Consider the following 25188-nt stretch of genomic DNA (forward strand, 5'->3'; position numbering starts at 1 on the left):
TATATTTTAGTGCGATAGCCCCTTTGTTTAATATGAGAATACTAATTTAGTAATTATAACTATATTATTGTGTAAGTATTATTATTTTATATGTCTTATCTTATATACAAATTTATCGCTTCTAGCAACACTTAGAGTAAACTCAATAACTATATTGTCATCATTGTATGTAGTACGAAGTAGTTTTAAACAAGCTGAGTCTAATGGTACATCTAATAATTCTGCCTCTTGGTCAGATATTATTCCAGCAGAAAACTCTTCATCAGCTACTTTAATAATTTCTCCATAATCTTCTTTAAATATCTCGTATAAAGGTTTTTCAATAACTTTTTCTTTTGTCAAACCTATAAATTGTCTTAGAGGTAGGTATGTTCTCTCAATCATCATAGGAATATTATCAGCCAGCCTTAGACGCACTATTTTTATCATTTTTTCTCCAGGTTTTATACCTAGTTTTTCGGAAAAGTATTTTGTACTTTCTACTACTTCAAATGATAATACCTTTGTACTTGGTTTTTTTCCTTGTGATTTCATATGATCTGTAAAGCTGTAACTGTCCATTAAATTTTGTGAACTTTGATTAAGAGCAGAAACAAAAGTTCCCTTTCCATGTCTTTTATATATATAGCCCATATGTTCTAAATCAGCCATAGCTAATCTAACTGTAGTTCTGCTGACTCCATATTCATCACAAATTCTTCTTTCTGATAGCATTCTATCATTTGCTTCCATCTCGTTTTCAATTTTATTTCTTAGTATTTCAACAAGCTGATCGTATATTGGTCTTTTATCATTTCTGTTTATCATAAAAATTATAATCCTCTCTAAGTGGTTATTACCACATTTAATTATAAAATAAATAACTATTTATGTCAATGAGTAAAATACAGGGATTACTTAGTATGCCATACTATTAATTTATACTAAAAGTATATAGTATTGACAAAATAAAAAAAATGAGTTACATTCAAGGTGGTAATAACCACTTGGTTAAAATGTTATTTATTAGATTTTATATATTAATTTATTATTATCTAAAGGGAAAATATTAATTAGTGAAGGGAGAATTAAGTATGATAACAACAATAACATTCAATCCATCTATAGACAGAATGTATAGAGTAAGTAGTATGAATATAGGTGAAGTTCAAAGAGTAGTAAGTGCAAAAGCAACTGCTGGAGGTAAGGGTATAAATGTAACTAAAGTATGTAAAATTTTACAAGAAGAACCTTTAGCTATGGGATTTTTAGGTGGATATAATGGAGAATTTATAAAAGAAGAACTTAGAAAATTAGATATAAAAAATAAATTTACAAAAATAAATCAAGAGACTAGAAATTGTTTAAATATAATTACAGATGATAAGGTAAGTACAGAATTTTTAGAAAAAGGACCAATATTAGAAGATGGTGATTTAGAAAAATTTGAAAATGATATAAAAGAAGTAATGAAAAGTACTAAAATACTAGTGGCTTCAGGTAGTTATTGTCAAAACATACCATTAGATTATTATGAGAAAATAGGTAATCTATGTAGAGAAAATAATGTTAAATTCATATTGGATACATCAGGAGAAGCATTAAAAGTAGCATTAAAATCAAAGCCATATTTAATAAAACCTAACACAGATGAAATAAAACAATTACTAAACATAGATATTGAGTCAAGAGATGAAGTTATAAGTGCAGGCAAAAAGCTTATTGAAATGGGAGCTGAAAATGTATGTATATCTTTGGGAAAAGATGGAATGATTTACTTAAATGCAGAAGAAGTATATGAAGCAAAGGTACCAAAAATAGAAGCTGTGAACACTGTAGGTAGTGGAGATAGTACAATAGCTGGATTTAGTGTAGGTATTTTAAGAGGTTATGAAATAGAAGAATTACTTAAACTTTCAAATGCTTGTGGTATAAGTAATGCTCTTAATATAGAAACCGGTTTTGTAATTTTAGAAGAAGTTGAAAAATACAAAGATTTAGTTAAAGTAACAAAATTAAGTTAATACAATAAAATATTTTAGTGGTGACAAAAAATAAAAATAATTTATATTCGATTAAGTGGTAACTATCACTTGAGAGAATATAAATTTTTACTAAAAAATAAAATAAACTTGAATATGAAAAGAAAGCAGTCAGACCATGATGTATATTCTTTTTATTTTTTTCAGAAAAAGTGGTTATAACCTCATTACCAGGATTAAATTAAAATATAAAAGGGGAAAAGAGAAATGTTTAAATTAGAAGAACAAGAATTAAAAGATTTGGGTGCAATAATAACAACAACAGAAATAAAACAACAACCTGAGTTATGGGCACAAGCATATGAAATATATAAAGCTAATAAAGAAAATTTAAATAACTTTATAGAAAATATAGGAAAGAAACATGGACAATTTAGAGTTATATTTACAGGTGCTGGAACATCAGCTTATGTAGGAAATTCAGTAATTCCTTACCTTAAGAAGAAAAATGACATGAAAAAATGCATTATAGAATCAATACCTACTACAGATATAGTTTCTAATCCATATGATTATTTAAAAGAAGATGTACCAACATTATTAGTTTCTTTTGCAAGAAGTGGAAATAGTCCTGAAAGTATAGCGGCACTTAATTTAGGAAGACAAATTGTAGATGATTTTTATCATTTAGCAATAACTTGTGCTCCAGAAGGAAAGCTTGCTCAAATGACTAAAAATGATGAACATAACTATTTATTATTGATGCCATCAAAATCAAATGATCAAGGTTTTGCGATGACAGGAAGCTTCACTTGTATGATGTTATCAGCAATATTAATATTTGATAACTTAGACAGCGATATAGAAAAAGCATATATAGATGCAATAATAGAAATGGGAAGAAACGTAATAGATAGAAAAGATGAAATACATGAATTAATAAATAAAGATTTTAATAGAGTAGTATATTTAGGGTCAGGAGGTCTAGGAGGCTTAACACAAGAAGCACAGTTAAAATTATTAGAACTTACAGCAGGGAAAATAGCTACAGGATATGATTCAGCAATGGGATTCAGACATGGTCCAAAATCATTTATAGATGAAAATACACTTATATTTGTATTTGTATCTAATAATGAATATACAAGGAAGTATGATATAGATGTTTTAGAGGAAATAAATGGAGATAAAATTGCAAAGCTTACTTGTGCAATATTAGTAGAAAATGAAAATAACTTCTCTGGAAAAACATTTGGATTTGAAAATAAGTACAATGAATTACCAGATGTATATCTTGCATTCCCATACATATTGTTTGGGCAAACTATATCTTTATTTACATCAGTAAAAGTTAACAATAAACCAGATACACCATCACCAACAGGGACAGTAAACAGAGTAGTAAAAGGTGTAATTATACATGAGTATGATAAGTAGGAAGTAGAAGTGTAATATTTAAATAAATTTGGGAGGAATCGATATGTCATTAGTAACAACAACAGAAATGTTTAAAAAAGCGCAAGAAGGAAATTATGCAGTAGGAGCTTTTAATGTAGAAAATTTAGAAATGGTAATGGCTGTTATAGAAGCTGCTGAGGAATTAAACTCTCCAGTTATATTACAAACTACTCCATCTACTGTAAAATATGCAGGACTTGACTACTATTTAGCAAATGCAAAAGTTGCAGCAGAAAGAGCAAAAGTACCTGTAGCAATGCATTTAGATCATGGTTCAAGTTTTGAGCTTGCAATGCAAGCTTTAAGAACAGGATATACATCAATAATGATAGATGGATCTCATGAAAGTTTTGAAAACAATATATCTTTATCTAAATCAGTAGTAGATGCTTGTAAACCATCTCTTGTACCAGTAGAAGCAGAGCTTGGAAAAGTTGGTGGAAAGGAAGATGACTTAGATGGTGGAGAAGGGAGTGCTCATACAGATCCGCAAGAAGCAAAAGAGTTTGTCGAAAAAACTGGAGTTTCTTCATTAGCTATAGCTATAGGAACAGCACACGGTTTATATAAAGGTGAGCCTAAAATAGACTTAGATAGATTATCAGAAATTAAAAAGGTAGTCTCAATACCACTAGTATTACATGGAGGATCAGGTATACCTGATGAAATTATAAAAGAAAGTATAAGAAGAGGTATTAGTAAAGTTAACTATGCAACTGAATTAAGAATTGCATATAGTAATGGGGTTAAAAAAGTTTTAAAAGAAGATCCTGAAGTTATAGATCCAAAGAAATATGGAGTGGCTGGACGTCAATCAGTAAAAGAATTTGTAAAAGAAAAAATTGCTGTATGTGGATCTATAGATAAAGCATAAAAAACAAGTCATATATTATTATATAAAGATAATGGTATAGTTTTTTCATAAAAACGATGAAAAATATCAGCTTTTATTGTGAGAATATTATGTATATAATCAAAATGTAAAATAAAGCAAAAAGAGAAATTTTATGATGGAAATATATTGAGACATAAATTTCACTATGAATATGGAAAAAAGTCGACTTTTGCAATAAAATGTTATAGTTTATAATAATATCATAAGAATACGACAAAAAAGAGGGAGGTGGGTATATGAGAGAACGAATTATTCTTGAAGAACTAAGAAATAGTAGTGACTATTTAAATTTAGATCATTTCGCAAATAAGCTAGGGGTATCTACTAGAACCATTAGAAATGAGATTAAGAATATAGAAAGTATAGACGAACGTAATGGTTTTAAATTAGAATACAAAACTAAACTAGGATATGTTTTAAATATTAAAGATGAAGAAAAGTTTGATCATTACCTTAAAAACCTACCCTCATACTTGATTGAGAATCCAGAACAACGTGTAGAATCCATAATAGTAGAACTTTTAGTAAACGAGGGTTATAAAACTATAGAAAAGTTAAGCAATAAATTCTTAGTAAGTTCATCTCAAATAAAAAATGATTTAAAAAAGATAGATGAAAAGCTAGGAGACACAGGTTTGGAGTTGGAGCGTAAGGCTCATTATGGGATTAAAATAGGGGGATCTGTTAAGTCAGTCCAAAAAATGTTAGTAGAAAGTTATTCTAAAAAAAATAGAAATATAACAGAATATAAAAATAAATTTATTGATGATTCTAAATTAGACAATATTAGAAATACAATAAAAAATGTACTTAATGAACATGACTTGGAAATAAACTTAATGGAACTTGAAGAAATATTAGCCCATACTGTAATTGTATATATAAAGTCTAGTTTGAGAGAAGTGGAAAATATCAATAAGCTAGAAGAAGATGCAGAAAATTTAATGATAAATGATTTGTTAGATAACATATTTAATGAGAAAAAGTATTATGTTGCCAATGAGGAAATCGATTACTTAAAACAACTCATAAAGGTGAAGACCAAAAATAAAAAGATTGGCGTAGTGAATATTGAAACAAGTAAACTTCAATATATAATATGTGAATTTTTTAAAGATGTAGATAAAAAATATAATACTAGTTTTTCAGAAGATAAAGAATTTTTTAATTTGCTTTATTTACATATTGCATCTTTAATAGAGCGTGCAAAAAGAGAGCATAACATAACAAATCCATTTTCGATTAAAATAAGTCAACAGTATCCAACAGTTTTTAATTTGGCTATTCAACTTTCAAAACTTATAGAAAGTGAATATCAGATAAAGATAAGTCAAGATGAGATAGGTTTCATAGCTACTCATATAGCTGTGCCATTTGAAAAACGAGAAGAAGCTAATTTTAATAAAAAATATAAAATAGCAATAATATGCTCATCAGGTGGAGGAAGTGCATATTTAATAAAATTAAGAATGAATGAAATTTTCCCTAATGCTGAAATAAGGAATTTCTCTTTGTTAGCAGAAAAAGAAGTAGTAGGTTTTTCGCCAGATTTGATTTTTTCAATAACAAATCTAGAATTTAAAATAAATGCTCCAGTTATACTTATAAACGAAATCTTGGATGAATTAGACTATTTAAACATTAAAGAAAGTGTAAGATTTGCAGATTGTATAGGAAGTACATCAAATCCTAAGCAATATATATTAAGTTTGTTTAGCAAAGAACATTTTAGATGTATAAAAGAAAAAGCTGATTATAAAGATATACTTTATAATATGTCACAAGATATAGTTGATTCAGGGGCTTGTTCACCAAGTTATCCTAAAGACGTATGGGAGAGGGAATCTTGTTTAAGTACTATTTATACAAATGGAGTAGCAATACCTCACCCGATTGAAATGACAGGAAATAAAAATATTATATCAGTAGCTTTGTTACACTGTGATATTAGTCATGAAGATAAAAAACCAAAAATAATTTTTATGATTTCCTTAATAAAGGGAGACTTAGAACTTCATAAACAAATATCTAAATACTTAACTAAGGTTATGACAAATAAGGACATAGTAGATATGTTAAATAGATCACAATCTTATGAAGAGTTTATATATAAATTAAAAATCTACATAGGGGGTTAGACATGAATATAGATTTCTTAAAAAAATTATCTGAAGCAGATGGAATCGCATCGAATGAGGGAGAAGTAAGAAAAGTTCTATTAGAAGAGTTAAAAGATCATAGCGATGAAATAGTATGCGATGGACTAGGAAGTATAATTTTCTCAAAAATAAAAGATGAAAAAGCACCAAATATAATGATTTGTGCTCATATGGATGAAGTTGGATTTATGGTAAGAAACATAGATAACCTTGGTATGATTCATTTGATAACAATAGGAGGAGTAAAACCTCTTGCACAATTTACACAAAAAGTTAGAATCACAACAAGTGATGGAAGAAAAATTCCAGCTATCATAAATGGGACATATAATGATGGTAAAGCTGAGAAGATATATGCAGATGTTGGAGCATATACGGCAGAAGAAGTATACAACTTAGGTATCAAAGTTGGGGATATGGTAACATATACAACTGAATTTGAAGAATTTACTTTACAAAATAGATTAGTAGGTAAAGCATTTGATGATAGAATAGGATGCTTTGTAATGGGAGAAGTCCTAAAAAGATTAGATAAAAAAGATATAAATTGTAATATTCATTTCGCAGCTACAAGTAGTGAAGAGGTTGGGATAAGAGGTGGAAGAACTGCAACTCAGTTAATGAATCCTGATGTGGTTTTTGTAATAGACGTAGCATGTGCTAAAAATGAATTTGTAAGAGATTATACAAATCAAAAACAAATTGATAAAGGTGTAATGTTAATGCATAGAGATAGAACTCTAGTGCCAAATAAAGAAATGATAAATTACATAATAGAAACTGCTGAGAAAAACAATATATCACTTCAACATGATATGTTTGAGTCAGGTGGTACTGATGGAGGAGAGGCACACCTTGTAAATGAGGGAAAACCTTGTGCAGTAACTTGTGTACCAGTTAGATATGGGCACTGTGCATTCTCTATAGTAAGTAATAAGGATCTAGAAGCTATTATAGAGCTATATACACAGTTAATCTTAAATTTTGATGAAAAAAAATATAAAAATATAATAAATTTTATGTAAAGCAAAAAGGAGAATAAGAAAATGTCAACAGAAATGCAAATAATGGAGCTTATATCAACAGCAGGTGAAAGTAAAGCGAAAGTTTTCGAAGCTTTAAAGAAAGTAAAACAAAATGATTTTGACGGAGCAAGAGCATTAATAGCTGAAGCTCGTAAAATAGATGTTGAAGCACATAATATACAAACACAGTTAATAACTCAAGACATAAGTGAAGAGGTTGAAAGTCCAGCTATGAGTCTTTTAATGGTTCATGCTCAAGATCATTATATGACTTCTCAATTAGCAAAAGATTTAATAGAAGCTTTAATAGAAGTTTTTGATAAGTAATATATAAATAAATTACTTTTGTGAAGTATTAATTTTTCAAATAAAAAATTAAAATAAATTTTTAAAAACAAATTTTAGGAGGAATTATTATGAAAATATTATTATGTTGTGCAGGTGGATTTTCTACAAACATGCTAATGCAAAATATGAAGAAGGTTGTAAAAGAAAGTGCTAAACTTGATGAAAATGAATTCGATTTTACAGCTATACCAGCAGATTCATTAGAAAGTGAAATAGATAATTGGGATATAGTTATGGTTGGACCACAAGTATCTCATAAGATTGACTTTATAGAATCAATATGTAAGCCAAGAAATAAGCCATTCGTAGTAATAGACAAAGATGTTTATGGAAAAATGGATGGAGCTACAGTTATGAAGTTAGCTTTAGTAACTCATAAAAAGCATCAATTAGCTCAAGGACAATAAAAATATTAAGATAAAAGGGGGAAATAAATATGTTTGCAAAATTTGAAGCGTTTATGAATCGTGTATTTATGCCTCTAGCTCACAAGGTTGACAACCAACGTCACCTTGGGGCTATAAAGGCTGGAATGGTTGCCATGACACCGTTTACAATATTAGGAAGTATATTTGCAATACTTCCAGCACTTCCAAATATGCTTGGGGAAAGTAATCCAGTAAGTCAATTTATATTAAATAATGCAGCAGTTCTAGATTTACCAGTAAGTCTTTCTATAGGATTAATAGGTTTATATGCATGTATGTGTATTGCATATAACTTAGGTAATCATTATAAATTATATATACCAGGTTGTGTTACACTTGCAACGTTCTCATTCTTATTCTTAGTAGCAACTTTTACACCAGATGGTGCATTAGAATTAGGAAACTTAGGTGCTAAAGGTTTATTTACAGGTATGATAGCTGGTCTTGGATCTGTAGAGTTATATAACTTATGTAAGAAGAAAAATCTTACAATCAGAATGCCAGAAGGTGTTCCTGACTTTGTATCTAAATCTTTTGAATTAATACCAACTACTATTATAGTTTGTGGTACTTTTATAGCAGCTCGTTTTGCTTCATTAGCTATATTTGGAGAATTACCTCCACAAATACTTACTCAATTCCTAGCTCCATTAGTAGGAAGTATGGATAATCCATGGGCAGTTCTTGCACTTAACTTTGCAATATGTACAGTATTCTTCTTTGGAATACATTCATCAGTATTTAGTCCTATAACTAGACCTATAATGGTTACATTTATAGCAGAAAATATAGCAGCAATGCAAGCAGGACAACCAATACCTCACTTCTATACAGCAGGAGTTTCAAGTGCATTCTTCGGATTTACAGGTTGTGGTATAAGTATAGGTTGCGTAATTGCATGTATCTTATCTAAAAATAAAACGTACAAAAAAATTGGTAAAGTGTCATTATTCCCAGCATTATTTGGAATAAATGAACCAATATTATTCGGTGCTCCAATAATATTAAACCCAATGATGTTTATACCACATGTATTTGGTGGAGCTATAATAGGTACATTACCAATGTTCCTTATGAATTGGGGATGGTTAGCAAAACCAGTATTTGACCCTCCATACGTAGGGGTATTTCTAGAAGGATTCTTAACTAATGGAGACTGGCGCTCTATAGTAGTTAACGCTTTACAATTGGTATTAGCAGTAGCACTATACTTGCCATTCTTCAAGATAATGGAACGTCAACAAGAAGCTAAAGAAAAAGAAGAAGCTAAAAATACAGCTAAAAATATATTCTCTAAAGAAGAAGAAGATCTATTAGGGGACTTAGGGCTAGATTTCTAATATTTTATGGATAATAGAGTAGAAAAAATAAGAGATTTAATTAAAGAAAGAGATGTTGACGCTCTCATAATAAAGGGAAAAAATAACAAACGATATATAGGCGCATTAACAGGAAGCGGTGTTTATGTACTTATTACAAAAGAAAAAAAATATCAAATTCTAGATGGTAGGTATACTGACGAGGCAGATAAAAAAACATCTGGATTTATAAAAAGGGTTGTATCTCAGGGATCTTATATACCCAATATAATTGAATTATTAGAAGAACTGAATATAAAAAACATAGCAATAGAAAGCCAAGCCATGAGTATACAAGAGTATATATCGCTAGAAAAGGCAGGTTTTGATATTAGTTTAATAACTAATGAATTAGGTAAAGTAAGAGCTGTAAAATCTAAAGAGGAAATAGAGCTTATAAAAAAAGCTTGCGAAATCACAGATGAAGTCTTTAGCCAAGTTATATCTGAAATAAAAGAAGGTATGACTGAGCTAGAGGTTTCAGCTCTGCTTCAATATTATGCACTTAAAAAAGGTGCAAGTGGAATGGCATTTGAGCCAATAATAGCATCTGGTGCAAGAGGGGCAATGCCTCACGGAAGACCTACAAATAAAAAATTAAAGAAAAATGAAGCAATAACAATAGATTTTGGGGTAGTTTATCAAGGGTATCAATCTGATATGACTCGAACAATATCTATAGGTGAACCACCTAAAATCATTAGAGAAATATATGATATAGTTCTAAAAGCACAACTATCGTCAATAGAGTCCATAAAAGAAGGTGTGAAAGCTAGCGATGTTGATAAAGTTGCTAGACAAATTATACAAGATCATGGATTTGGGGACTATTTTAATCACGGACTAGGTCATGGAATGGGTCTTGGTGATGGAGAAGTACCAACACTAAACAAAAGAAGTGATGATATTTTAGCAGAAGGCATGGTAATGTCTTGTGAGCCAGGGATTTATATTCCAGATGTAGGAGGAGTTAGAATAGAAGACGATATTGTTATAATAGATGGAAAGGGTGTTTCACTTAATAAGACATCTAAGGACTTTATAATATTAGGAGAGTAAAGCTATGAAATATAATTTTGACAAAGTACTAAATCGTAAAGAAGGTAATTGTAGAAAATGGAGCAATACTGTAATCAAAGAAAAGTTTGGATTAGATGAAAATGCAATTCCTATGGATTTAGCTGATATTGATTTTGAATGTGCTCCAGCTATAAAAGAAGCAATAACAAAAAGAGCATCTGTAGGAGATTATAGCTACACTTTTATAGGAGATGACTTCTATGAAGCAGTTATAAACTGGAATAAAAGAAGATTTGATGTTCATATAGAAAAAGAATGGATAAAGTTAACTTTTGGTACGGTTTCAACTCTTCACTATATAGTCCAAGCGTATACTAAAGAAGGGGAAGGTGTATTAATAAACACACCTGCTTATGATCCATTTGCAGAAGCTGTAGTAAATAATAATAGAAAGTTATGCTGTAGCCCATTAAAACTAGAAAATAATAGATATTATCTTGATTTTGAAGATATGGAAAATCAAATGAAGTCTGGTAATATAAAAGTATTTATATTCTGTAGTCCACAAAACCCATCAGGACGTATATGGACAAAAGAAGAATTATATCAAGTGTCAGAATTATGCTTGAAGTATAATGTACTTTTAGTAAGTGATGAAATACATAGAGATGTAGTATTTAAAGGTAAAACATTTGTATCTTTATGGAATGCTCATCCAGAAATTTATAAAAATAGTATATTATGTGTATCTCCTAACAAAGGGTTTAACTTAGGTGGATTAAAAACATCTTATGTAGTAATAAGAGATGCTAAAGTTAGAGAAACTTTATTAGAAAGATTAAAAAGTAACTCTATAACTTCTCCAAATGTATTTGCAGTTCCAGCAATTATTGCAGCATACAATGAAAGTGAAGAATGGTTAGATGAGATGACTAGCTATGTAGAAAGCAACTTTGAAACAGTTTATGATTTCTTTGAAAAATACATGCCAAAGGCAAAAGTTATGAAGTCAGATTCTTCTTTCTTAGCATGGATAGACGTAAGAGAAGTGTTTAAGGACGAAGAAGAATCTAAAGAATTTTTCAAAAATGCAAACTTAACTATGGTAGTTGGAAGTTACTTTGTAAAAGATGGAGAAGGATTTATTCGTCTTAATATAGGATGTCCTAAAGAAACATTAAATGAAGCTCTAAGTAGAATTAAAAAAACTTATGAAAGCATGTATTGTTAATAATTTAGGATAGTAAGTTATAATGTGAGATGACTTACAAAAATATTTTAAATGTGAATTTTATAGAAGTGTATTTAAAAATAAGTTAAAAGATATTTTTAAATACACTTCTCTTTTTATTTATAATTACTAAATGCGTAATATAAATCTACATATGCTAGCATAGTTCACGCTAAAACGAATGATAGATAAAAAACTACCATAAAATTACAATAAAACTATTGAAAAGTTATAAATTCTCTGATATATTTATAAATAGGTAATACGTATTACCTATAAAAATTAAAATCACAACGGGGGAATTTATAATGGAATATAAAAATCACGAATTTTATTTAAGAAGAGCAATAGAAGTATCAAAAATGGCAAGAGAAGGTGGAAATACACCTTTTGGAGCATTATTAGTAGATGCGGATGGAAATATATTAATGGAACAAGAAAATGTTGAAATAACAGAACATAGATGTACAGGTCATGCAGAGGCAGCACTTGCAGAAAGAGCATCAAAAGAATATAGCAAAGAATTCTTATGGACTTGTACTTTATACACTACAGCAGAGCCATGTGCAATGTGTGCTGGAGCAATATATTGGGCAAACATAGGTAGAGTAGTATATGGAATGACAGAAAGAAGATTATTAGAACTTACAGGAAGTCACGATCAAAACCCAACTTTTGACTTACCATGTAGAGACGTATTTTCTAAAGGACAAAAAGATATAGTAGTAGTTGGACCAATAGCAGCAGTTGAAGAAGAAGCAGCAAAAGTACATGAGGGGTATTGGGATTAATAATTAATAAATATTGATAAAAAGAGAAAATAGGGGGAAATGTATGTCAGTCATTAGTTGTAGTTATAAAGATGTATTTGAAGAAAAAGCATCTAGAGGGAAATTGTTAATATTAGCATTTCAGCATGTTCTTACCATGTGCCCTGCATCCATAGCAGTGCCACTAATATTAGGAAGCGCATTAAATTTAGATAATAAAACAGTAGCATTTTTAGTATCAGCAAATCTTTTTACAAGTGGAATATCAGTATTAATTCAAACATTTGGATTTGCTAATATAGGTTCTAAACTACCACTGGTAATGGGGGCATCATTTGCTCCTCTTGGAGTTATGATATCAATCGGTGGACAATATGGCTTAAATACTTTATTTGGGGCAATAATAGGTTCTGGAATATTAATTTTTGTAATATCTTTCTTTATGGAAAAGATATTAGTATTCTTCCCAAATGTGGTTGTAGGCTCATTTGTAACTCTAATAGGTATAAGTTTAATACCAGTGGCATTTAAAGACTTGGCTGGTGGAGAAGGTGCAGCTAATTTTGGAGCTGTTGAAAATATTATGCTTGGTGGACTTGTATTAATTATTATAATAGGTTTAAATCAATATGGAAAAGGTCTTGTAAGGTCATTATCTTTATTAATCGGAATAATAATAGGTACTATAATAGCATTTGCATTAGGTATGGTTGATTTAACACCAGTGGCACAGGCAAGTTGGTTTGAAATAATAAACCCTGCTAAATTTGGAGCTCCAAAATTTAGAATAGATGCAATACTTATGATGACAATCTTTTGCGTAATAAATTTAATTCAGTGTATAGGTGTATTTTCTGTATTAGATGAAGTATGCCAAACTAATACTGATTCAAGCACTAAGATAAAAGGTTTAAGAGGAGTAGCAATGGGGCAAATTTTTGCTGGACTATTCTGTTCAGTTCCATCTACAATGTTTAACGAAAACGTAGGTCTTATAGAATTGACTAATGTAAAAAGTAGAAATGTAATAAAAATGGCAGGATTATTTTTAATAATAATTGGATTTTTCCCTAAAGTAGCTGCATTAATAACTATAGTACCAAAACCTGTAATGGGTGGAGCTACAATATCTTTATTTGGAATAATATTAACGGCAGGAATATCCATATTATCTAAGGTAGATTTCTCTACAGGTGGAAACTTTACAATAGTTGGTATAAGTTTGGCTGTGGGAGTAGGAGTTACTGTAGTACCTAATATATTTGATGCATTTCCTAGCTTATTGTCAATGCTTTTAAGTAACGGTTTATTTATGGTTAGTATTACAGCTATAATTTTAAATATAGTATTTAATTTTAAAGATATAAAGAAATCATTGGTGGCAAATTAGAAATTTTAATAAATTAAGAAAGAACTGCATCCTTACTTTGGGTGCAGTTTTTTGCTAATTTAGTTGCGCATATTTCATTTTAAATATATAGTAGAAGCATTAAAGATAGTGATCAAGTTTTGATATATAGAAAGTAAGGGGGAGCATTACATGCTTACAGTATTATTAGTAATTATTTATATTGCATTTATTAGTTTAGGATTACCAGATGCGATACTAGGTTCTGCTTGGACTATGATTTATGAAGATTTAAATGTACCAATATCTTATGCAGGTTTGGTGACTATGATTATTACTGGAGGGACAATTATTTCAAGTTTCTTTAGTGGTAAGATGATAAAAAAATTTGGCACAGGGAAGGTAACAACTTTTAGTGTATTTTTAACTGCTATGGGATTACTCGGTGTATATTTTGCACCAAGTTTTATTTGGATATGTTTACTTGCCGTTCCTTTAGGTTTAGGAGCAGGAGCTGTAGATTCTGCATTGAACAACTTTGTAGCAAATCACTATGAAGCAAAACATATGAACTGGCTTCATTGTTTTTGGGGAATAGGGGCTACTTCTGGTCCATTTATTATGTCTTTTTATTTATTAAAAGAAAATGGATGGAGAAGTGGTTATGCGACTATTGGTATTATTCAATCTATATTAGTTGTATGTCTTCTTTTATCTTTACCATTATGGAGAAAGTTTGAGGATTCCAAGGAAGAAGAAAAGAAGGGCAGTACTTCCATAAATGTGAAGACTTTGTTGAAGTTACCTGGAGCCAAGCCAACATTAATAGCATTTTTATGTTACTGTGGCATAGAGTTAACAACAGGCTTATGGGCAAGTTCCTTTTTAGTATTTAACAGTGGACTATCAGCAGGATTAGCAGCCAAATGGGTGTCACTTTATTATTTGGGAATTACAGTAGGAAGATTTTTAGCAGGTTTCTTATCAATGAAGTTAAACAATAAGCAAATGATTAGAGTAGGGCAGTTGATTTGTTTATTGGGAGCAGTATTACTAATGATACCTTTTTCAAACAATTTTAAATTAGTAGGATTAATATTAATTGGATTGGGATGCGCTCCGATTTATCCAGCCATGTTACATGAAACTCCAAATAAATTTGGTAAAGATTTATCACAAGAGATTATGGGAATACAAATGGCTACAGCTTATGTGGGAAGTACAATTGTACCACCACTATTTGGTATGTTATCAAAGTTTAGTGGGTTTGGAATTTTACCTGGATTTTTGTTGATTTTTATAGTAGTAATGTTATTGTCTACTGAAAGAGCTAATAAGATATGTAAATAAAATAACCTAAACATAAAAAAGATAGTTTTTGAGCAAGATCGTTACCTAATTTTACAATTGACACTCAAAAAGAGTATCTTATTATTAATATGGATAGAATAATTTTATAATAAGACTAGATTAAGTGAGTGAGCATAAATGAGTAAAAACAAAAAGATATTATTTTGCATTTTTATAGGATTAATTTTATTAATATTTTGGGTTCAAAAAACTGATTCAGATAATATTATTGAAAAAGAAATAGGCATATATAACAGACCCTTTAAAGAAAATGTTGTTTTTTATCCTCAACATCAAGATGATGAGGTACTGTGGGGAGGAAGCGCTTTAAGAAGAGCTATAAATATACTAGGAGCTGATCATGTATTTGTGGTATTAGTTTCAGATGGAAGTGGAGTTAATGTTTTTAAAGATAAAACTTATGAAAATACAAGTAGAGAAGAAAAAGAGAAACTTAGAAATAAAGAGTTCTATGCAGCCCTCTATGATTTGGGCATTAAAAAAGAAAATATTTTAATACTTGCAGATATGGACAATAAAAGAGGAAGTCATTTTGAGCTTATGAGAGAAGTTGCACTGAATTTTGAGCAAAAGTACAAAAGTGTGACTCATATAGCTCACACATACAAATATGATGATCATATCATGCATAGAAAAAATGGAAAAGTAATTTATAACTTATATAAAGCAGGAAAAATAAAAGACGTAATGTTTTATCTAAAACCTAAGTATGTAAAAAAACTTCCAGCAGATAAAAGAGTCATATATAAGACAACAGATTATGAAGACTATGACGCTATTGTCAATGCTTGTAATGAATACAGGGTTATTAATAAAGGAAATGATAGAAGGGGAATTGGCTACATTTCTGCACATAGTCATTTTGACCAATTACTCAGTGATCCTGAATTAACTTCAGTTTTGCACTTGCCATATTAAATATAATTAAATGCAAAAAGAGAGCTAGTTTCTTAAAATAGCTCTCTTTTTATGTTGAAAATATTTAAACTTTTAATTAATATAACTTATCCTCTTCTACTTCAATTAAACCTTTTGAAGCTAAAAAATCTTCCTGTAAATCTAAAATCATTTCTATATCATCTTTAGATATATTACCTGCACATCTATTATAAATAAAATCTATCATCTCTTCTATTGAAACTGTTATATCTTCCATAATGTCCTCCTAAATTTAAAACACAAATACTATAATACAACAGAATATATGAAATTAAAAGAGGTAGAATTTGCGAAGTTTTTTTGCAGATACAAATTTGAAACTAAAACTTTGGAGGATCATGTGAGAATAACCACAAGAATTAGTGAAAAAAATGATGATGTCTCTTGTTTATTATATATAAGCAATAATGCAGCTAAGGATTGCATAAAAGAATTAGAAAATGTAAAAAAATTACAAGAAAGTAATATGGAGAAAAAATAAAATGACAATTATTATATGAAGTTAATACAAAAAGTATTATAAAATACGAGTACTGGAATAGTAGAACTAGCCATTTTATAATAAAAACCTTAAGATTTATATTTCAAATCTTAAGGTTTTTTACATACTTATGCATTTGCTAAAGTTAATGTACCAAATATATTTCTACCATTTCTAAAATAGAAGAAAATAGAGAAAAATACAGTAAGAAGTTCAGCTATTGGAACTGCCAGCCATATTCCAGCAACTCCTATAAAATTAGGTAGTATTACAATAGCAGCAGTGACAAATATTAAAGAACGAAGTACTGAAATAAGAGCAGAAATACTTCCGTTACCAATAGATGTAAAGTAACCTGACATAAAAACATTAACTCCTATTATTAAAAATCCAAAGGCAAATAACTTTATACCTTCAGTTGCAATATTATAAACCTCCATATCTGTTGTAAACATTCCTATTATATACTTTCCAACAAATATGGAAAATACAAATATTAAAACTGAACTTGCACCAATAGTTAGGAAACTATGTCTTAAGCTTTCTTTTATTTTTTCAATATTTTTTGCACCAAAGTTAAAACTAATCATAGGTGATATTCCAACGGTTACTCCAAAATAAACAGCAATAAAGAAGTAGTACATATATATTATTATGGACATGGCTGCCACACCATTTTCACCGTGGAAAGCTAATATACTTTTGTTAAATAAGAAAGTCGTTATACCAGTTGATAATTCAGTAAACATTTCAGAACTACCATTGTAGCAAGAGTTATAAAATGCTTTCATATCAACTTTTGGTTTTGTGAATTTCAAGTTTGATTTACTACTTAAAAAATATAATAAACCTATGATTGCTGATATAGTTATGGATAAAAATGTTCCAAGGCCTGCACCTAAAATTCCTAATTTGAAAATGACTATAAACATAAAGTCTAAGATTAAATTTAAAACTAATCCAAGTGTGGACATTATAAGAGCTACTTTTGGACTTCCATCTACTCTAGCATAATACTCAAAATATAATTTAAACATCATTGGTATTGTCATTAAAACAGTTAAGAAACCATAAGGAATGGCATAAGGCAATAATTGCTCAGTTGCTCCAAGCCCTACTAACATGGGTTTTAAAAATAATACAAATACTACTGTTAATAAAAGTGAAATTATTAATAGCATTAATGTTATAAATGAAAATAGTTTATTTGCACCATCCTCATTCTTTTCTCCCAGTTTAATTCCAACCAAAGCACCTGAACCAGTGGCCAGCATTACAGAAACACCAAAAACTACACAAGTTATAGGTATAACTATATTGATAGAAGCGAGGGCATTTGAATTTACAAATCTTGATACGAAGAAACCATCTATAGTTGTATAAAATGATAAAAATATCATAGTTGCTATTGATGGAGCAACGAATTTTAGAAATTGTAAGTAGTTTTGTTTTTTAGAAAATAATTCTTCCATTGTCATCATCCTTTCCATATAAATTTATAAGTAATTGTTCTTAGTTGACAATAACAATCTTAAAGGATATAGTAACTATATTGTCAATGATAAATTTGAAAAAAATTATTATATTATTAATGATAAATTTTAAGGAGGGGGTATTTTTTATGGAAGCTAAATTTACTGTGGGAGAGTTTGCAAAACTTTATGGTATGCAAAAACAAACATTAATTTTTTATGATAAAATAGACCTTTTCAAGCCCAAAATAGTAGACGAAAATAATGGGTATAGATACTATACATCAGATCAATTGGAGCTATTAGATAGTATATTAATACTAAAAGAGATAGGCGTTCCATTAAAAGAAATACAGAGCTTTTTAGAGAATAGAGATAATAAAAAAGCTTTGATACTTTTAAAAGAGCAAAGAGAAAAACTTAAAGAGCAGGAACTTAATATAAAAAGAATAATAAAAAGACTGGATAAAAAAATAAATACCATAGAAGATTTAGACATAGAAATAAATACTATTGTTTTTAAAGAAGTTGAAAAAGATTATTTATCAGTGGAAAAAGTTAAACCACCCTATGAATTATTGGAAACGGATATGGCACTTAAAAACCTTTTGAAAAATGCCACAGATAAAAAGTATATGCACAACTACCAAATAGGAGTTATGATACCAAAGAAAAATCTATTGAAGGAGCAGTTTACAACTGCAGATTATGTATTTACTCCTGTTGACAAAAAATCAAAAGAAAAGAATATATTGGTGAAAGAAAAAGGAATTTATGCAATAGGCTATCATAAGGGAGAATATTCAAAAGTAGGGCAAACTTACAGAAAAATCATAGAGAAGATAAATAATAGCAATTATGAAATAGATGGATATTCATATGAATATTGCATTTTAGATAGTTTGACATCATCTAGTGCAAAAGATTATATTACAAAAATAGAGATAAAAGTTATAGAAAAAGATAAGATGGAACTTTAACAAAATAAGAAAATCCACAACAAAAATTTGTCGTGGATTTTTTCTTTTTACGCATTTTCACAAAGACTTTCTTTAAAAATAATTCTACCTTTTTTCAAATAAAATAATACAGAGAAAAATACAGTAAGAAGTTCAGCTATTGGAACTGCCAGCCAGATACCATTAACACCTATAAAATAAGGAAGTATAATAATAGTAGCGCAGACAAACACTAAAGAACGAAGTATGGAGATGGTAGCAGAAATAGTTCCATTACCAATAGATGTAAAGTAACCTGACATGAAAACATTAATTCCAATTATCAAAAATCCAAAGGAAAAAAGTTTTATACCATCAGATGCAATATTATACACAAAGGTGTCTTGGGTAAACAATCCTATAATATACTTGCCACATGATATGGAAAATAAAAATATTAAAACTGAACTTACGCCAATAGTTCTAAAACTATGCTGTAAACTTTCTTTTATTTTCTCTAAATTTTTTGCACCAAAATTATAACTTATTATCGGAGTTACTCCCACAGTTACTCCAAAATAAACAGCAATAAAGAAATAGTAAATATATATTATTATGGAAAGAGCTGCTACACCATCTTCTCCATAAAAAACTAATATACTTTTGTTAAATAAAAAAGTAGTTATTCCAGTAGATAGTTCTGTAAACATTTCGGAGCTACCATTATAGCAGGAATGAAATAATTCTTTTATATTAATTCCTGGCTTTGTAAATCTAAGATTGGATTTGTTGCTTAGAAAATATGCTAAACCAATAGATCCGGATATACTTATGGCTACAAAAGTTCCAAGAGCAGCACCTAAAATCCCAAAATCAAATACAATCATAAATATAGAGTTAAATACTATGTTTAAAACTAATCCAAGGCTAGACATTAAAAGAGCAATTTTAGGACTTCCATCTACTCTAGCATAATATTCAAAGTATAATTTAAACATCATAGGTATTGTCATTAATACTGTTACAAAACCATAAGGAATGGCATAAGGCAATAACTGATCAGTTGCGCCAAGCATAATCAATATGGGTTTTAAAAACAATAAAAATACAAGGGTTAATACTATACCTATACCAAGTAGTGTTAAGCTGATAAATGAAAATAAACCATTGGCATCATCTTCATTTTTTTCACCAAGTTTAATTCCTACTAAAGCCCCTGAACCAGTAGCAAGCATAACTGCAATACCAAAAACTATACAAGTTAAAGGTATAACTATATTAATAGAAGCAAGGGCATTTGAGTTTACAAATCTTGATACGAAGAAACCATCAATAGTTGTATAAAATGATAAAAATATCATGGTAGCTATTGATGGAGTAACATATTTTATAAATTGAACATAGTTTTGTTTTTTTGAAAATAATTCTTCCATCATTGTTATCATCCTTTATCAGTGAATTTACAAGCGCTTGTATAGTTCTTATAGTAATCTTAAAGGATATAGTAACTATATTGTCAATTGAATAATTGTTAAAAATATATAACAATATCTTTGCCATATTTATCTTAGATAAATATGAAAAAAGCTTATGTATAAGATAGCTCATAATTTTAAAATAAGATTAATTAATTCTTGGAAAGTTTTTTTATTTTATGAAAATTAAATTTTAGTAAAGCATTTAATGATATATTTATAGAGATGATATTTATAAGGGGGAGTACAATATGAAAAAAACATTTTATTTAATGAGACATGGTCAGACTTTATTTAACTTAAGAAGAAAAATGCAAGGACATTGTGACTCACCGTTGACTGAGCTTGGTAGAAAGCAAGCTGAAGTAGCAGGAGAGTATTTAAAAAATATAGAAATAGATCATGCTTATAGCTCATCTTTGGAAAGATGTTGTGATACTTTGGAAATTGCAACTAATGAAAGTATACCTTATACTAGATTAAAAGGTTTAAAAGAAATGAATTTTGGTGTATTTGAAGGTGAAAGTGAAGACTTAAAGCCTCTGGACAAAAAAGATTATGAGAATTTCTTTGTTAAGTATGGGGGAGAATCTTTATCACAAGTTAAAGAAAGAATGCTTAAAACTTGTACAGAGATAATGGAAAAAGACGATCACAATACAGTTTTAGCTGTGTCTCATGGATTGGCATCTTTGTGTTTTTTATCAAACTTTGAAGACACAGATGAAATGATGAAAAAAGGGATACCTAACTGTACAATATTTAAATATGAGTATGAAAATAAAGAGTTTAAATTAATTGAAATCATACGTCATGATTTTAGTGAAATTGAAGAAGCATTAGCTTATTAAAATATTTAAAAATATTAATGAAAAATATTTAAAAATGAGTTACTATTATGTTAAATAAATAATTTTGCAAAAAAGCCATGAAGGTTCTAGGTACCTTTATGGCTTTTTTGATGCAAATAAAGGGAGGAAGAAGATGAGTCAAACAGATTTCTTTAATTCTGTAGCCAATGATTGGGATAACATGATAAAAGTAGATGAAAGGAAAATTAATTATTTGTTGGACAAGCTAAGTATCCAGCAAGAAGATACAATTTTAGATGTAGGTACTGGAACAGGAGTTTTAATACCATTTATATATGAAAGAGTATCAAAGGGATTGATTAGGGGAGTTGATATATCAGAAGGAATGATTAATGTAGCAAGAAGCAAGTTCAATCACTTGATGAATGTTTATTTTGATATAGTAAATGTTGAAAAAGAAAATTTAGAAGATAAATATGACAAGATAATTTTGTATTCAATGTATCCTCATTTAGAAAACAAAACAGAAACCATCTCAAAACTCGTAAAAAGAAATTTAAAAGAAGATGGCATGCTGATGATTGCACATTCTGACAGTAGGGAGTTTTTGAATAATCTACATGGAAATGCAGATGAAAGAATACAAGAGTCCATATTGATGGAGATTAATGAACAAAAAAATGTTTTTATAAATGCGGGACTAAATGTAGTTGAAGCATTTGAAAATAATGAAATGTATTATGTAATTATAAAAAATAACTAGATTTTTGTGTGGAAATTAAAAAATATTTGTACTTAATAAACAGGGGGATTTATTTTATGAAAACTAAAAAATTAGTATTATCAGGATTTTTTATTGCATGTGGAGTTATTTTACCAATGGTGTTCCATATGTTTAGTATGGGTGGATCTGTATTTTTACCAATGCATATACCTGTATTAATAGCGGGATACTTTCTGGGACCAATATATGCTGCAGGTGTTGGAGTAATAACTCCTATACTTAGTGGTTTTTTTACAGGAATGCCGCCATTAGTACCTGTTATGCCAATTATGGCTTTTGAGCTTTGTGGGTATGGATTAATTTCAGGATTAGTATTTAGTAAAACAAATAAAGTGTACTTGTCTCTTATTATAGCAATGATTGTAGGTAGATTATTTGCGGTATTAGGTGCATTTGTAGTTTCTTTAACTTTAGTTCCACAAATAAAACCAATTATGTATGTAGTAGGTGGATTAACTACAGCTATACCAGGAATGTTAATACAATTAATATTTATACCAATTTTGATTAAATTACTGATGAATAATAAGGAAATTTCCAAGGCTATTGCATAAAATGTATAATTATAGAGTTCCATTATTAAATTTATAAACCGTACTGATATAAAATCAGTATGGTTTTTTAATTGTAAGCAAATTATATGTTATCTGTTCTGTGGATAACGTATAATTTCCAACTTTGTTATTTGAGCAACGGGTGAAGCCGTTGGCCATATGAAGTAGAGCGCCCACGCAGTGGCTTAAAGTGTTTCGTCGACACGTCGCTCAAGCGAAGCGAATTTTTTACAATTCCAATTTATTGGAATATGATGTTTTTTATAGTAGTTTGAATAATATCACAAAAATATGGAAATTAATGTAACAAATTGACTTAATAATGTATAAAATATATAGATAGCTATAATTTTCTAGTTATTAATATATAGTGAAGGGATGATATAATGGATTCATTACAAAATCAATCAGATAGAGGCCATGAATACTATAAGAAAAAAGGTAAAAGAAGAACAAGTGCATCTATTAGCGGATCTAGTGTATCAGGAAGTGGCTCTAGTGCATCAGGAAGTGGTTCTAGTGTATCTCAAAGTGGTTCAAGTGCAAGTCAATCCTACAGCAGACCATATAGTGAATAGTTTATAAATAATATATAAAATATTACAATAGGGGATGGATATTATAGACAAACATCATATACCAGGCGAAAATATAATGGATTATACTATTATAAAAATAATAGGAGAAGGTAGATATGGAATAGCATATCTATGTGAAAAGAATACGAATGAAAAGTATATAATAAAACAATTAAAAAAAGATAGTGTTGAAAAGAATAAGGAAAAATTATTTTATGAAGAAGAAATAATGAAACTTTTAGATGATAAAAGATTTCCTAAATTTATAGAAAAATTTGACTATGATGATACGAAATATTATGTGATTGAATTTGTTGAAGGAAAAGATTTTTATGAAATTCTATATTTTGACGAATATGAATTTGATAGAGATGAAATATATGATATTGCAGAAAAAATTTTAAATATTATTATAACTCTTCAAGAGAAAAATATAGTTCATAGAGATATTAGAATTTCTAATGTAATAATGAATGAAAAAAAAGATTTAGTTCTAATTGATTTTGGACTAGCTAGATATATAGATGATAAGAGATATAAAAAAGAAGTAGATTATTGGTATATGGCAGATTTCTTGTTGCATCTATATTACTCATCTTATAATGATGAAGGTATGGAATTAGAAGACAAACCATGGTATAACGAGCTAGACTTGAATAATAAAGAATTAATTTTCTTAAAAAGATTAATGGGAATAGAAGAACCATATAAAAATACTGATGAAATAATGAGAGACCTTATTAAAATAAAAAAATAAATCTGTAGATAAAATAATAGACCATAGAGCTTTAAATTACAAGCGTATATGGTCTATTAATGATACTTTATAAATAAGGAGGCATCTTGCTATAAAAAATGTTATTAGAATATTAAATATATATGAGGATAGCTTTAGGGTAAACAGGTATTCTAAAAAGCCATTTAGGATGATTGGATTAATAGATGTAGACATGGAGTTTTATTATGGAATAGAAAGAGTTACATTAGCTTTTTACAGATCCTCAGGAACTAATAATAATAAGATTAAGGGTTTGTGGTACCCTATTGTTGGCATAAAAGTTAAAGAAGGAAAATTTACGGAATTTAGTGAGTATATAAATTATGTTCTTACAAATACCACATTAGATGGTACAGCAGTAAAAGGATGGCTTGCAAAATCAGTTTTTTTTGGTAAACAAGAAGGCGATTGGCAAATATCTGGTTTCTCAAATACTAAACATTGTGAAGAGCTTTATTATATAGGCAAAACTTTAGATCATTTTTACAATACAAAGAATTATAAACTGATGAAGAATCTAAATACTATGGAAGTAAACAGAGTACTATCACTAACAGAAAAATATCATGGAAACAATCATACACAAAGAGAAAATTTTGAGAGATTTATAGAAGATATATTCTTAGAGTTTAAATATTAAAAATTTGATATAGATTTAAATGCAATAGTAAGTAATATAATGTCAACAAATATACTGCTTACTAGATAATAGCTATAAAATTATGATATGTAGTATAGTGTGAAAGAGCTAAATAAATATTTTATTTAGCTCTTATTTTGTTATAAAAACTTGTGTTATATAAATTTTTGTATATTTTAAATTATGATACAATAAAATTATTAAACTAAAAATATTGAAACGGGATAAAAATGCAAAATTGATGGAAGTTAGAAAGTTAAAAGAATATAAAATATAATACTAGGGGAATTTATTAAAAAATATATTATATCAATTAAAATAAAAAATAGTAAAACATAATACTTATAAAGAAGATGATATTGTAT

Annotated in this window: 26 protein-coding genes; 22 read left to right on the forward strand and 4 right to left on the reverse strand. The window is 28.8% G+C overall.

What is annotated here, in order from left to right; all coding sequences use genetic code 11:
- Window positions 1–81 precede the first annotated feature (81 nt).
- Window positions 82–807: a GntR family transcriptional regulator gene (locus QX51_RS02490; RefSeq protein WP_039678329.1), complete on the reverse strand. Its 726-nt coding sequence runs from the start codon at window positions 805–807 to the stop codon at window positions 82–84.
- 266 nt (window positions 808–1073) lie between these two features.
- On the opposite strand from QX51_RS02490, the gene pfkB reads away from it, so the two are divergent.
- From pfkB to QX51_RS02560, 14 genes are all read left to right on the forward strand, one after another.
- On the forward strand, window positions 1074–2003 hold the full coding sequence (gene pfkB / locus QX51_RS02495) for a 1-phosphofructokinase (protein WP_039678330.1): 930 nt from the start codon (window positions 1074–1076) through the stop codon (window positions 2001–2003).
- A gap of 225 nt (window positions 2004–2228) precedes the next feature.
- Entirely contained in the window at window positions 2229–3398 is a 1170-nt protein-coding gene (locus QX51_RS02500; protein WP_039678331.1) for an SIS domain-containing protein, read from the forward strand.
- Between the two features lie 43 nt (window positions 3399–3441).
- A complete protein-coding gene (gene gatY, locus QX51_RS02505) occupies window positions 3442–4293 on the forward strand; it encodes a tagatose-bisphosphate aldolase subunit GatY (RefSeq protein ID WP_039678332.1) in 852 nt (283 codons plus the stop codon).
- A gap of 257 nt (window positions 4294–4550) precedes the next feature.
- Window positions 4551–6452, forward strand: a complete 1902-nt coding sequence (locus tag QX51_RS02510; RefSeq protein ID WP_039678333.1) for a BglG family transcription antiterminator — start codon at window positions 4551–4553, stop codon at window positions 6450–6452.
- Between the two features lie 2 nt (window positions 6453–6454).
- The gene (gene ypdE, locus QX51_RS02515; protein ID WP_039678334.1) at window positions 6455–7498 is read left to right on the forward strand and encodes an aminopeptidase; all 1044 of its coding nucleotides are present in this window, start codon (window positions 6455–6457) and stop codon (window positions 7496–7498) included.
- Window positions 7499–7519: 21 nt separating this feature from the next.
- Window positions 7520–7825, forward strand: a complete 306-nt coding sequence (locus QX51_RS02520; protein WP_039678335.1) for a PTS lactose/cellobiose transporter subunit IIA — start codon at window positions 7520–7522, stop codon at window positions 7823–7825.
- A gap of 89 nt (window positions 7826–7914) precedes the next feature.
- Window positions 7915–8253, forward strand: a complete 339-nt coding sequence (locus QX51_RS02525) for a PTS sugar transporter subunit IIB (RefSeq protein ID WP_039678336.1) — start codon at window positions 7915–7917, stop codon at window positions 8251–8253.
- Between the two features lie 29 nt (window positions 8254–8282).
- Window positions 8283–9614: a PTS sugar transporter subunit IIC gene (locus QX51_RS02530; RefSeq protein ID WP_039678337.1), complete on the forward strand. Its 1332-nt coding sequence runs from the start codon at window positions 8283–8285 to the stop codon at window positions 9612–9614.
- 6 nt (window positions 9615–9620) lie between these two features.
- Window positions 9621–10691 carry a M24 family metallopeptidase gene (locus QX51_RS02535; RefSeq protein WP_039678338.1) on the forward strand — a complete coding sequence of 357 codons (1071 nt, stop codon included), beginning with the start codon at window positions 9621–9623 and terminating at the stop codon, window positions 10689–10691.
- Window positions 10692–10695: 4 nt separating this feature from the next.
- On the forward strand, window positions 10696–11883 hold the full coding sequence (locus tag QX51_RS02540; protein ID WP_039678339.1) for a MalY/PatB family protein: 1188 nt from the start codon (window positions 10696–10698) through the stop codon (window positions 11881–11883).
- A 308-nt stretch (window positions 11884–12191) separates the two neighbouring features.
- The gene (locus QX51_RS02545; protein WP_039678340.1) at window positions 12192–12674 is read left to right on the forward strand and encodes a nucleoside deaminase; all 483 of its coding nucleotides are present in this window, start codon (window positions 12192–12194) and stop codon (window positions 12672–12674) included.
- A gap of 43 nt (window positions 12675–12717) precedes the next feature.
- Window positions 12718–14043: a uracil-xanthine permease family protein gene (locus tag QX51_RS02550; protein ID WP_039678341.1), complete on the forward strand. Its 1326-nt coding sequence runs from the start codon at window positions 12718–12720 to the stop codon at window positions 14041–14043.
- Between the two features lie 150 nt (window positions 14044–14193).
- Entirely contained in the window at window positions 14194–15351 is a 1158-nt protein-coding gene (locus tag QX51_RS02555) for an MFS transporter (protein WP_039678342.1), read from the forward strand.
- A gap of 138 nt (window positions 15352–15489) precedes the next feature.
- On the forward strand, window positions 15490–16290 hold the full coding sequence (locus tag QX51_RS02560) for a PIG-L family deacetylase (RefSeq protein WP_039678343.1): 801 nt from the start codon (window positions 15490–15492) through the stop codon (window positions 16288–16290).
- Window positions 16291–16366: 76 nt separating this feature from the next.
- On the opposite strand, the gene QX51_RS20835 is transcribed toward QX51_RS02560, so the two are convergent.
- The gene (locus QX51_RS20835) at window positions 16367–16528 is read right to left on the reverse strand and encodes a hypothetical protein (protein ID WP_200886373.1); all 162 of its coding nucleotides are present in this window, start codon (window positions 16526–16528) and stop codon (window positions 16367–16369) included.
- Between the two features lie 123 nt (window positions 16529–16651).
- Between QX51_RS20835 and QX51_RS20840 the strand changes: the two genes are divergently transcribed.
- Entirely contained in the window at window positions 16652–16792 is a 141-nt protein-coding gene (locus tag QX51_RS20840) for a hypothetical protein (RefSeq protein ID WP_200886374.1), read from the forward strand.
- A gap of 128 nt (window positions 16793–16920) precedes the next feature.
- On the opposite strand, the gene QX51_RS02570 is transcribed toward QX51_RS20840, so the two are convergent.
- The gene (locus QX51_RS02570; RefSeq protein ID WP_052232842.1) at window positions 16921–18264 is read right to left on the reverse strand and encodes an MATE family efflux transporter; all 1344 of its coding nucleotides are present in this window, start codon (window positions 18262–18264) and stop codon (window positions 16921–16923) included.
- Window positions 18265–18413: 149 nt separating this feature from the next.
- On the opposite strand from QX51_RS02570, the gene QX51_RS02575 reads away from it, so the two are divergent.
- Window positions 18414–19244: a MerR family transcriptional regulator gene (locus QX51_RS02575; protein WP_039678345.1), complete on the forward strand. Its 831-nt coding sequence runs from the start codon at window positions 18414–18416 to the stop codon at window positions 19242–19244.
- 47 nt (window positions 19245–19291) lie between these two features.
- Here the strand turns inward: QX51_RS02575 and QX51_RS02580 are convergent, their stop codons facing one another.
- Window positions 19292–20638 carry an MATE family efflux transporter gene (locus QX51_RS02580; protein WP_161791889.1) on the reverse strand — a complete coding sequence of 449 codons (1347 nt, stop codon included), beginning with the start codon at window positions 20636–20638 and terminating at the stop codon, window positions 19292–19294.
- A 290-nt stretch (window positions 20639–20928) separates the two neighbouring features.
- Here QX51_RS02580 and QX51_RS02585 point away from each other — a divergent pair, with 290 nt between their 5' ends.
- The 6 genes from QX51_RS02585 (at window position 20929) to QX51_RS02610 (ending at window position 24823) form a co-directional block, all read left to right on the forward strand.
- Window positions 20929–21528, forward strand: coding sequence for a histidine phosphatase family protein (locus QX51_RS02585; protein ID WP_039678346.1), 600 nt, complete (start codon window positions 20929–20931; stop codon window positions 21526–21528).
- A gap of 133 nt (window positions 21529–21661) precedes the next feature.
- The gene (locus QX51_RS02590; RefSeq protein ID WP_039678347.1) at window positions 21662–22252 is read left to right on the forward strand and encodes a class I SAM-dependent methyltransferase; all 591 of its coding nucleotides are present in this window, start codon (window positions 21662–21664) and stop codon (window positions 22250–22252) included.
- 56 nt (window positions 22253–22308) lie between these two features.
- Window positions 22309–22827 (forward strand): ECF transporter S component, encoded by a 519-nt coding sequence (locus QX51_RS02595; protein WP_039678348.1) that lies wholly within the window; start codon window positions 22309–22311, stop codon window positions 22825–22827.
- A gap of 386 nt (window positions 22828–23213) precedes the next feature.
- Complete coding sequence (locus tag QX51_RS02600; protein ID WP_039678349.1) at window positions 23214–23405, forward strand: hypothetical protein; 192 nt, start codon at window positions 23214–23216, stop codon at window positions 23403–23405.
- A 34-nt stretch (window positions 23406–23439) separates the two neighbouring features.
- Window positions 23440–24162, forward strand: coding sequence for a protein kinase domain-containing protein (locus QX51_RS02605; protein ID WP_277613691.1), 723 nt, complete (start codon window positions 23440–23442; stop codon window positions 24160–24162).
- Window positions 24163–24331: 169 nt separating this feature from the next.
- Complete coding sequence (locus tag QX51_RS02610; RefSeq protein WP_242842680.1) at window positions 24332–24823, forward strand: hypothetical protein; 492 nt, start codon at window positions 24332–24334, stop codon at window positions 24821–24823.
- Window positions 24824–25188 lie beyond the last annotated feature (365 nt).

Source organism: Terrisporobacter othiniensis (assembly GCF_000808015.1).
GTDB classification, from domain to species: domain Bacteria; phylum Bacillota; class Clostridia; order Peptostreptococcales; family Peptostreptococcaceae; genus Terrisporobacter; species Terrisporobacter muris.

Bases quoted from the DNA above. Each gene is read 5' to 3' on its own strand.
- QX51_RS02490 (WP_039678329.1), bottom strand. From the start codon at position 807: ATGATAAACAGAAATGATAAAAGACCAATATACGATCAGCTTGTTGAA.
- pfkB (WP_039678330.1), top strand. From the start codon at position 1,074: ATGATAACAACAATAACATTCAATCCATCTATAGACAGAATGTATAGA.
- QX51_RS02500 (WP_039678331.1), top strand. From the start codon at position 2,229: ATGTTTAAATTAGAAGAACAAGAATTAAAAGATTTGGGTGCAATAATA.
- gatY (WP_039678332.1), top strand. From the start codon at position 3,442: ATGTCATTAGTAACAACAACAGAAATGTTTAAAAAAGCGCAAGAAGGA.
- QX51_RS02510 (WP_039678333.1), top strand. From the start codon at position 4,551: ATGAGAGAACGAATTATTCTTGAAGAACTAAGAAATAGTAGTGACTAT.
- ypdE (WP_039678334.1), top strand. From the start codon at position 6,455: ATGAATATAGATTTCTTAAAAAAATTATCTGAAGCAGATGGAATCGCA.
- QX51_RS02520 (WP_039678335.1), top strand. From the start codon at position 7,520: ATGTCAACAGAAATGCAAATAATGGAGCTTATATCAACAGCAGGTGAA.
- QX51_RS02525 (WP_039678336.1), top strand. From the start codon at position 7,915: ATGAAAATATTATTATGTTGTGCAGGTGGATTTTCTACAAACATGCTA.
- QX51_RS02530 (WP_039678337.1), top strand. From the start codon at position 8,283: ATGTTTGCAAAATTTGAAGCGTTTATGAATCGTGTATTTATGCCTCTA.
- QX51_RS02535 (WP_039678338.1), top strand. From the start codon at position 9,621: ATGGATAATAGAGTAGAAAAAATAAGAGATTTAATTAAAGAAAGAGAT.
- QX51_RS02540 (WP_039678339.1), top strand. From the start codon at position 10,696: ATGAAATATAATTTTGACAAAGTACTAAATCGTAAAGAAGGTAATTGT.
- QX51_RS02545 (WP_039678340.1), top strand. From the start codon at position 12,192: ATGGAATATAAAAATCACGAATTTTATTTAAGAAGAGCAATAGAAGTA.
- QX51_RS02550 (WP_039678341.1), top strand. From the start codon at position 12,718: ATGTCAGTCATTAGTTGTAGTTATAAAGATGTATTTGAAGAAAAAGCA.
- QX51_RS02555 (WP_039678342.1), top strand. From the start codon at position 14,194: ATGCTTACAGTATTATTAGTAATTATTTATATTGCATTTATTAGTTTA.
- QX51_RS02560 (WP_039678343.1), top strand. From the start codon at position 15,490: ATGAGTAAAAACAAAAAGATATTATTTTGCATTTTTATAGGATTAATT.
- QX51_RS20835 (WP_200886373.1), bottom strand. From the start codon at position 16,528: ATGGAAGATATAACAGTTTCAATAGAAGAGATGATAGATTTTATTTAT.
- QX51_RS02570 (WP_052232842.1), bottom strand. From the start codon at position 18,264: ATGGAAGAATTATTTTCTAAAAAACAAAACTACTTACAATTTCTAAAA.
- QX51_RS02575 (WP_039678345.1), top strand. From the start codon at position 18,414: ATGGAAGCTAAATTTACTGTGGGAGAGTTTGCAAAACTTTATGGTATG.
- QX51_RS02580 (WP_161791889.1), bottom strand. From the start codon at position 20,638: ATGATGGAAGAATTATTTTCAAAAAAACAAAACTATGTTCAATTTATA.
- QX51_RS02585 (WP_039678346.1), top strand. From the start codon at position 20,929: ATGAAAAAAACATTTTATTTAATGAGACATGGTCAGACTTTATTTAAC.
- QX51_RS02590 (WP_039678347.1), top strand. From the start codon at position 21,662: ATGAGTCAAACAGATTTCTTTAATTCTGTAGCCAATGATTGGGATAAC.
- QX51_RS02595 (WP_039678348.1), top strand. From the start codon at position 22,309: ATGAAAACTAAAAAATTAGTATTATCAGGATTTTTTATTGCATGTGGA.
- QX51_RS02600 (WP_039678349.1), top strand. From the start codon at position 23,214: ATGGATTCATTACAAAATCAATCAGATAGAGGCCATGAATACTATAAG.
- QX51_RS02605 (WP_277613691.1), top strand. From the start codon at position 23,440: ATGGATATTATAGACAAACATCATATACCAGGCGAAAATATAATGGAT.
- QX51_RS02610 (WP_242842680.1), top strand. From the start codon at position 24,332: ATGATTGGATTAATAGATGTAGACATGGAGTTTTATTATGGAATAGAA.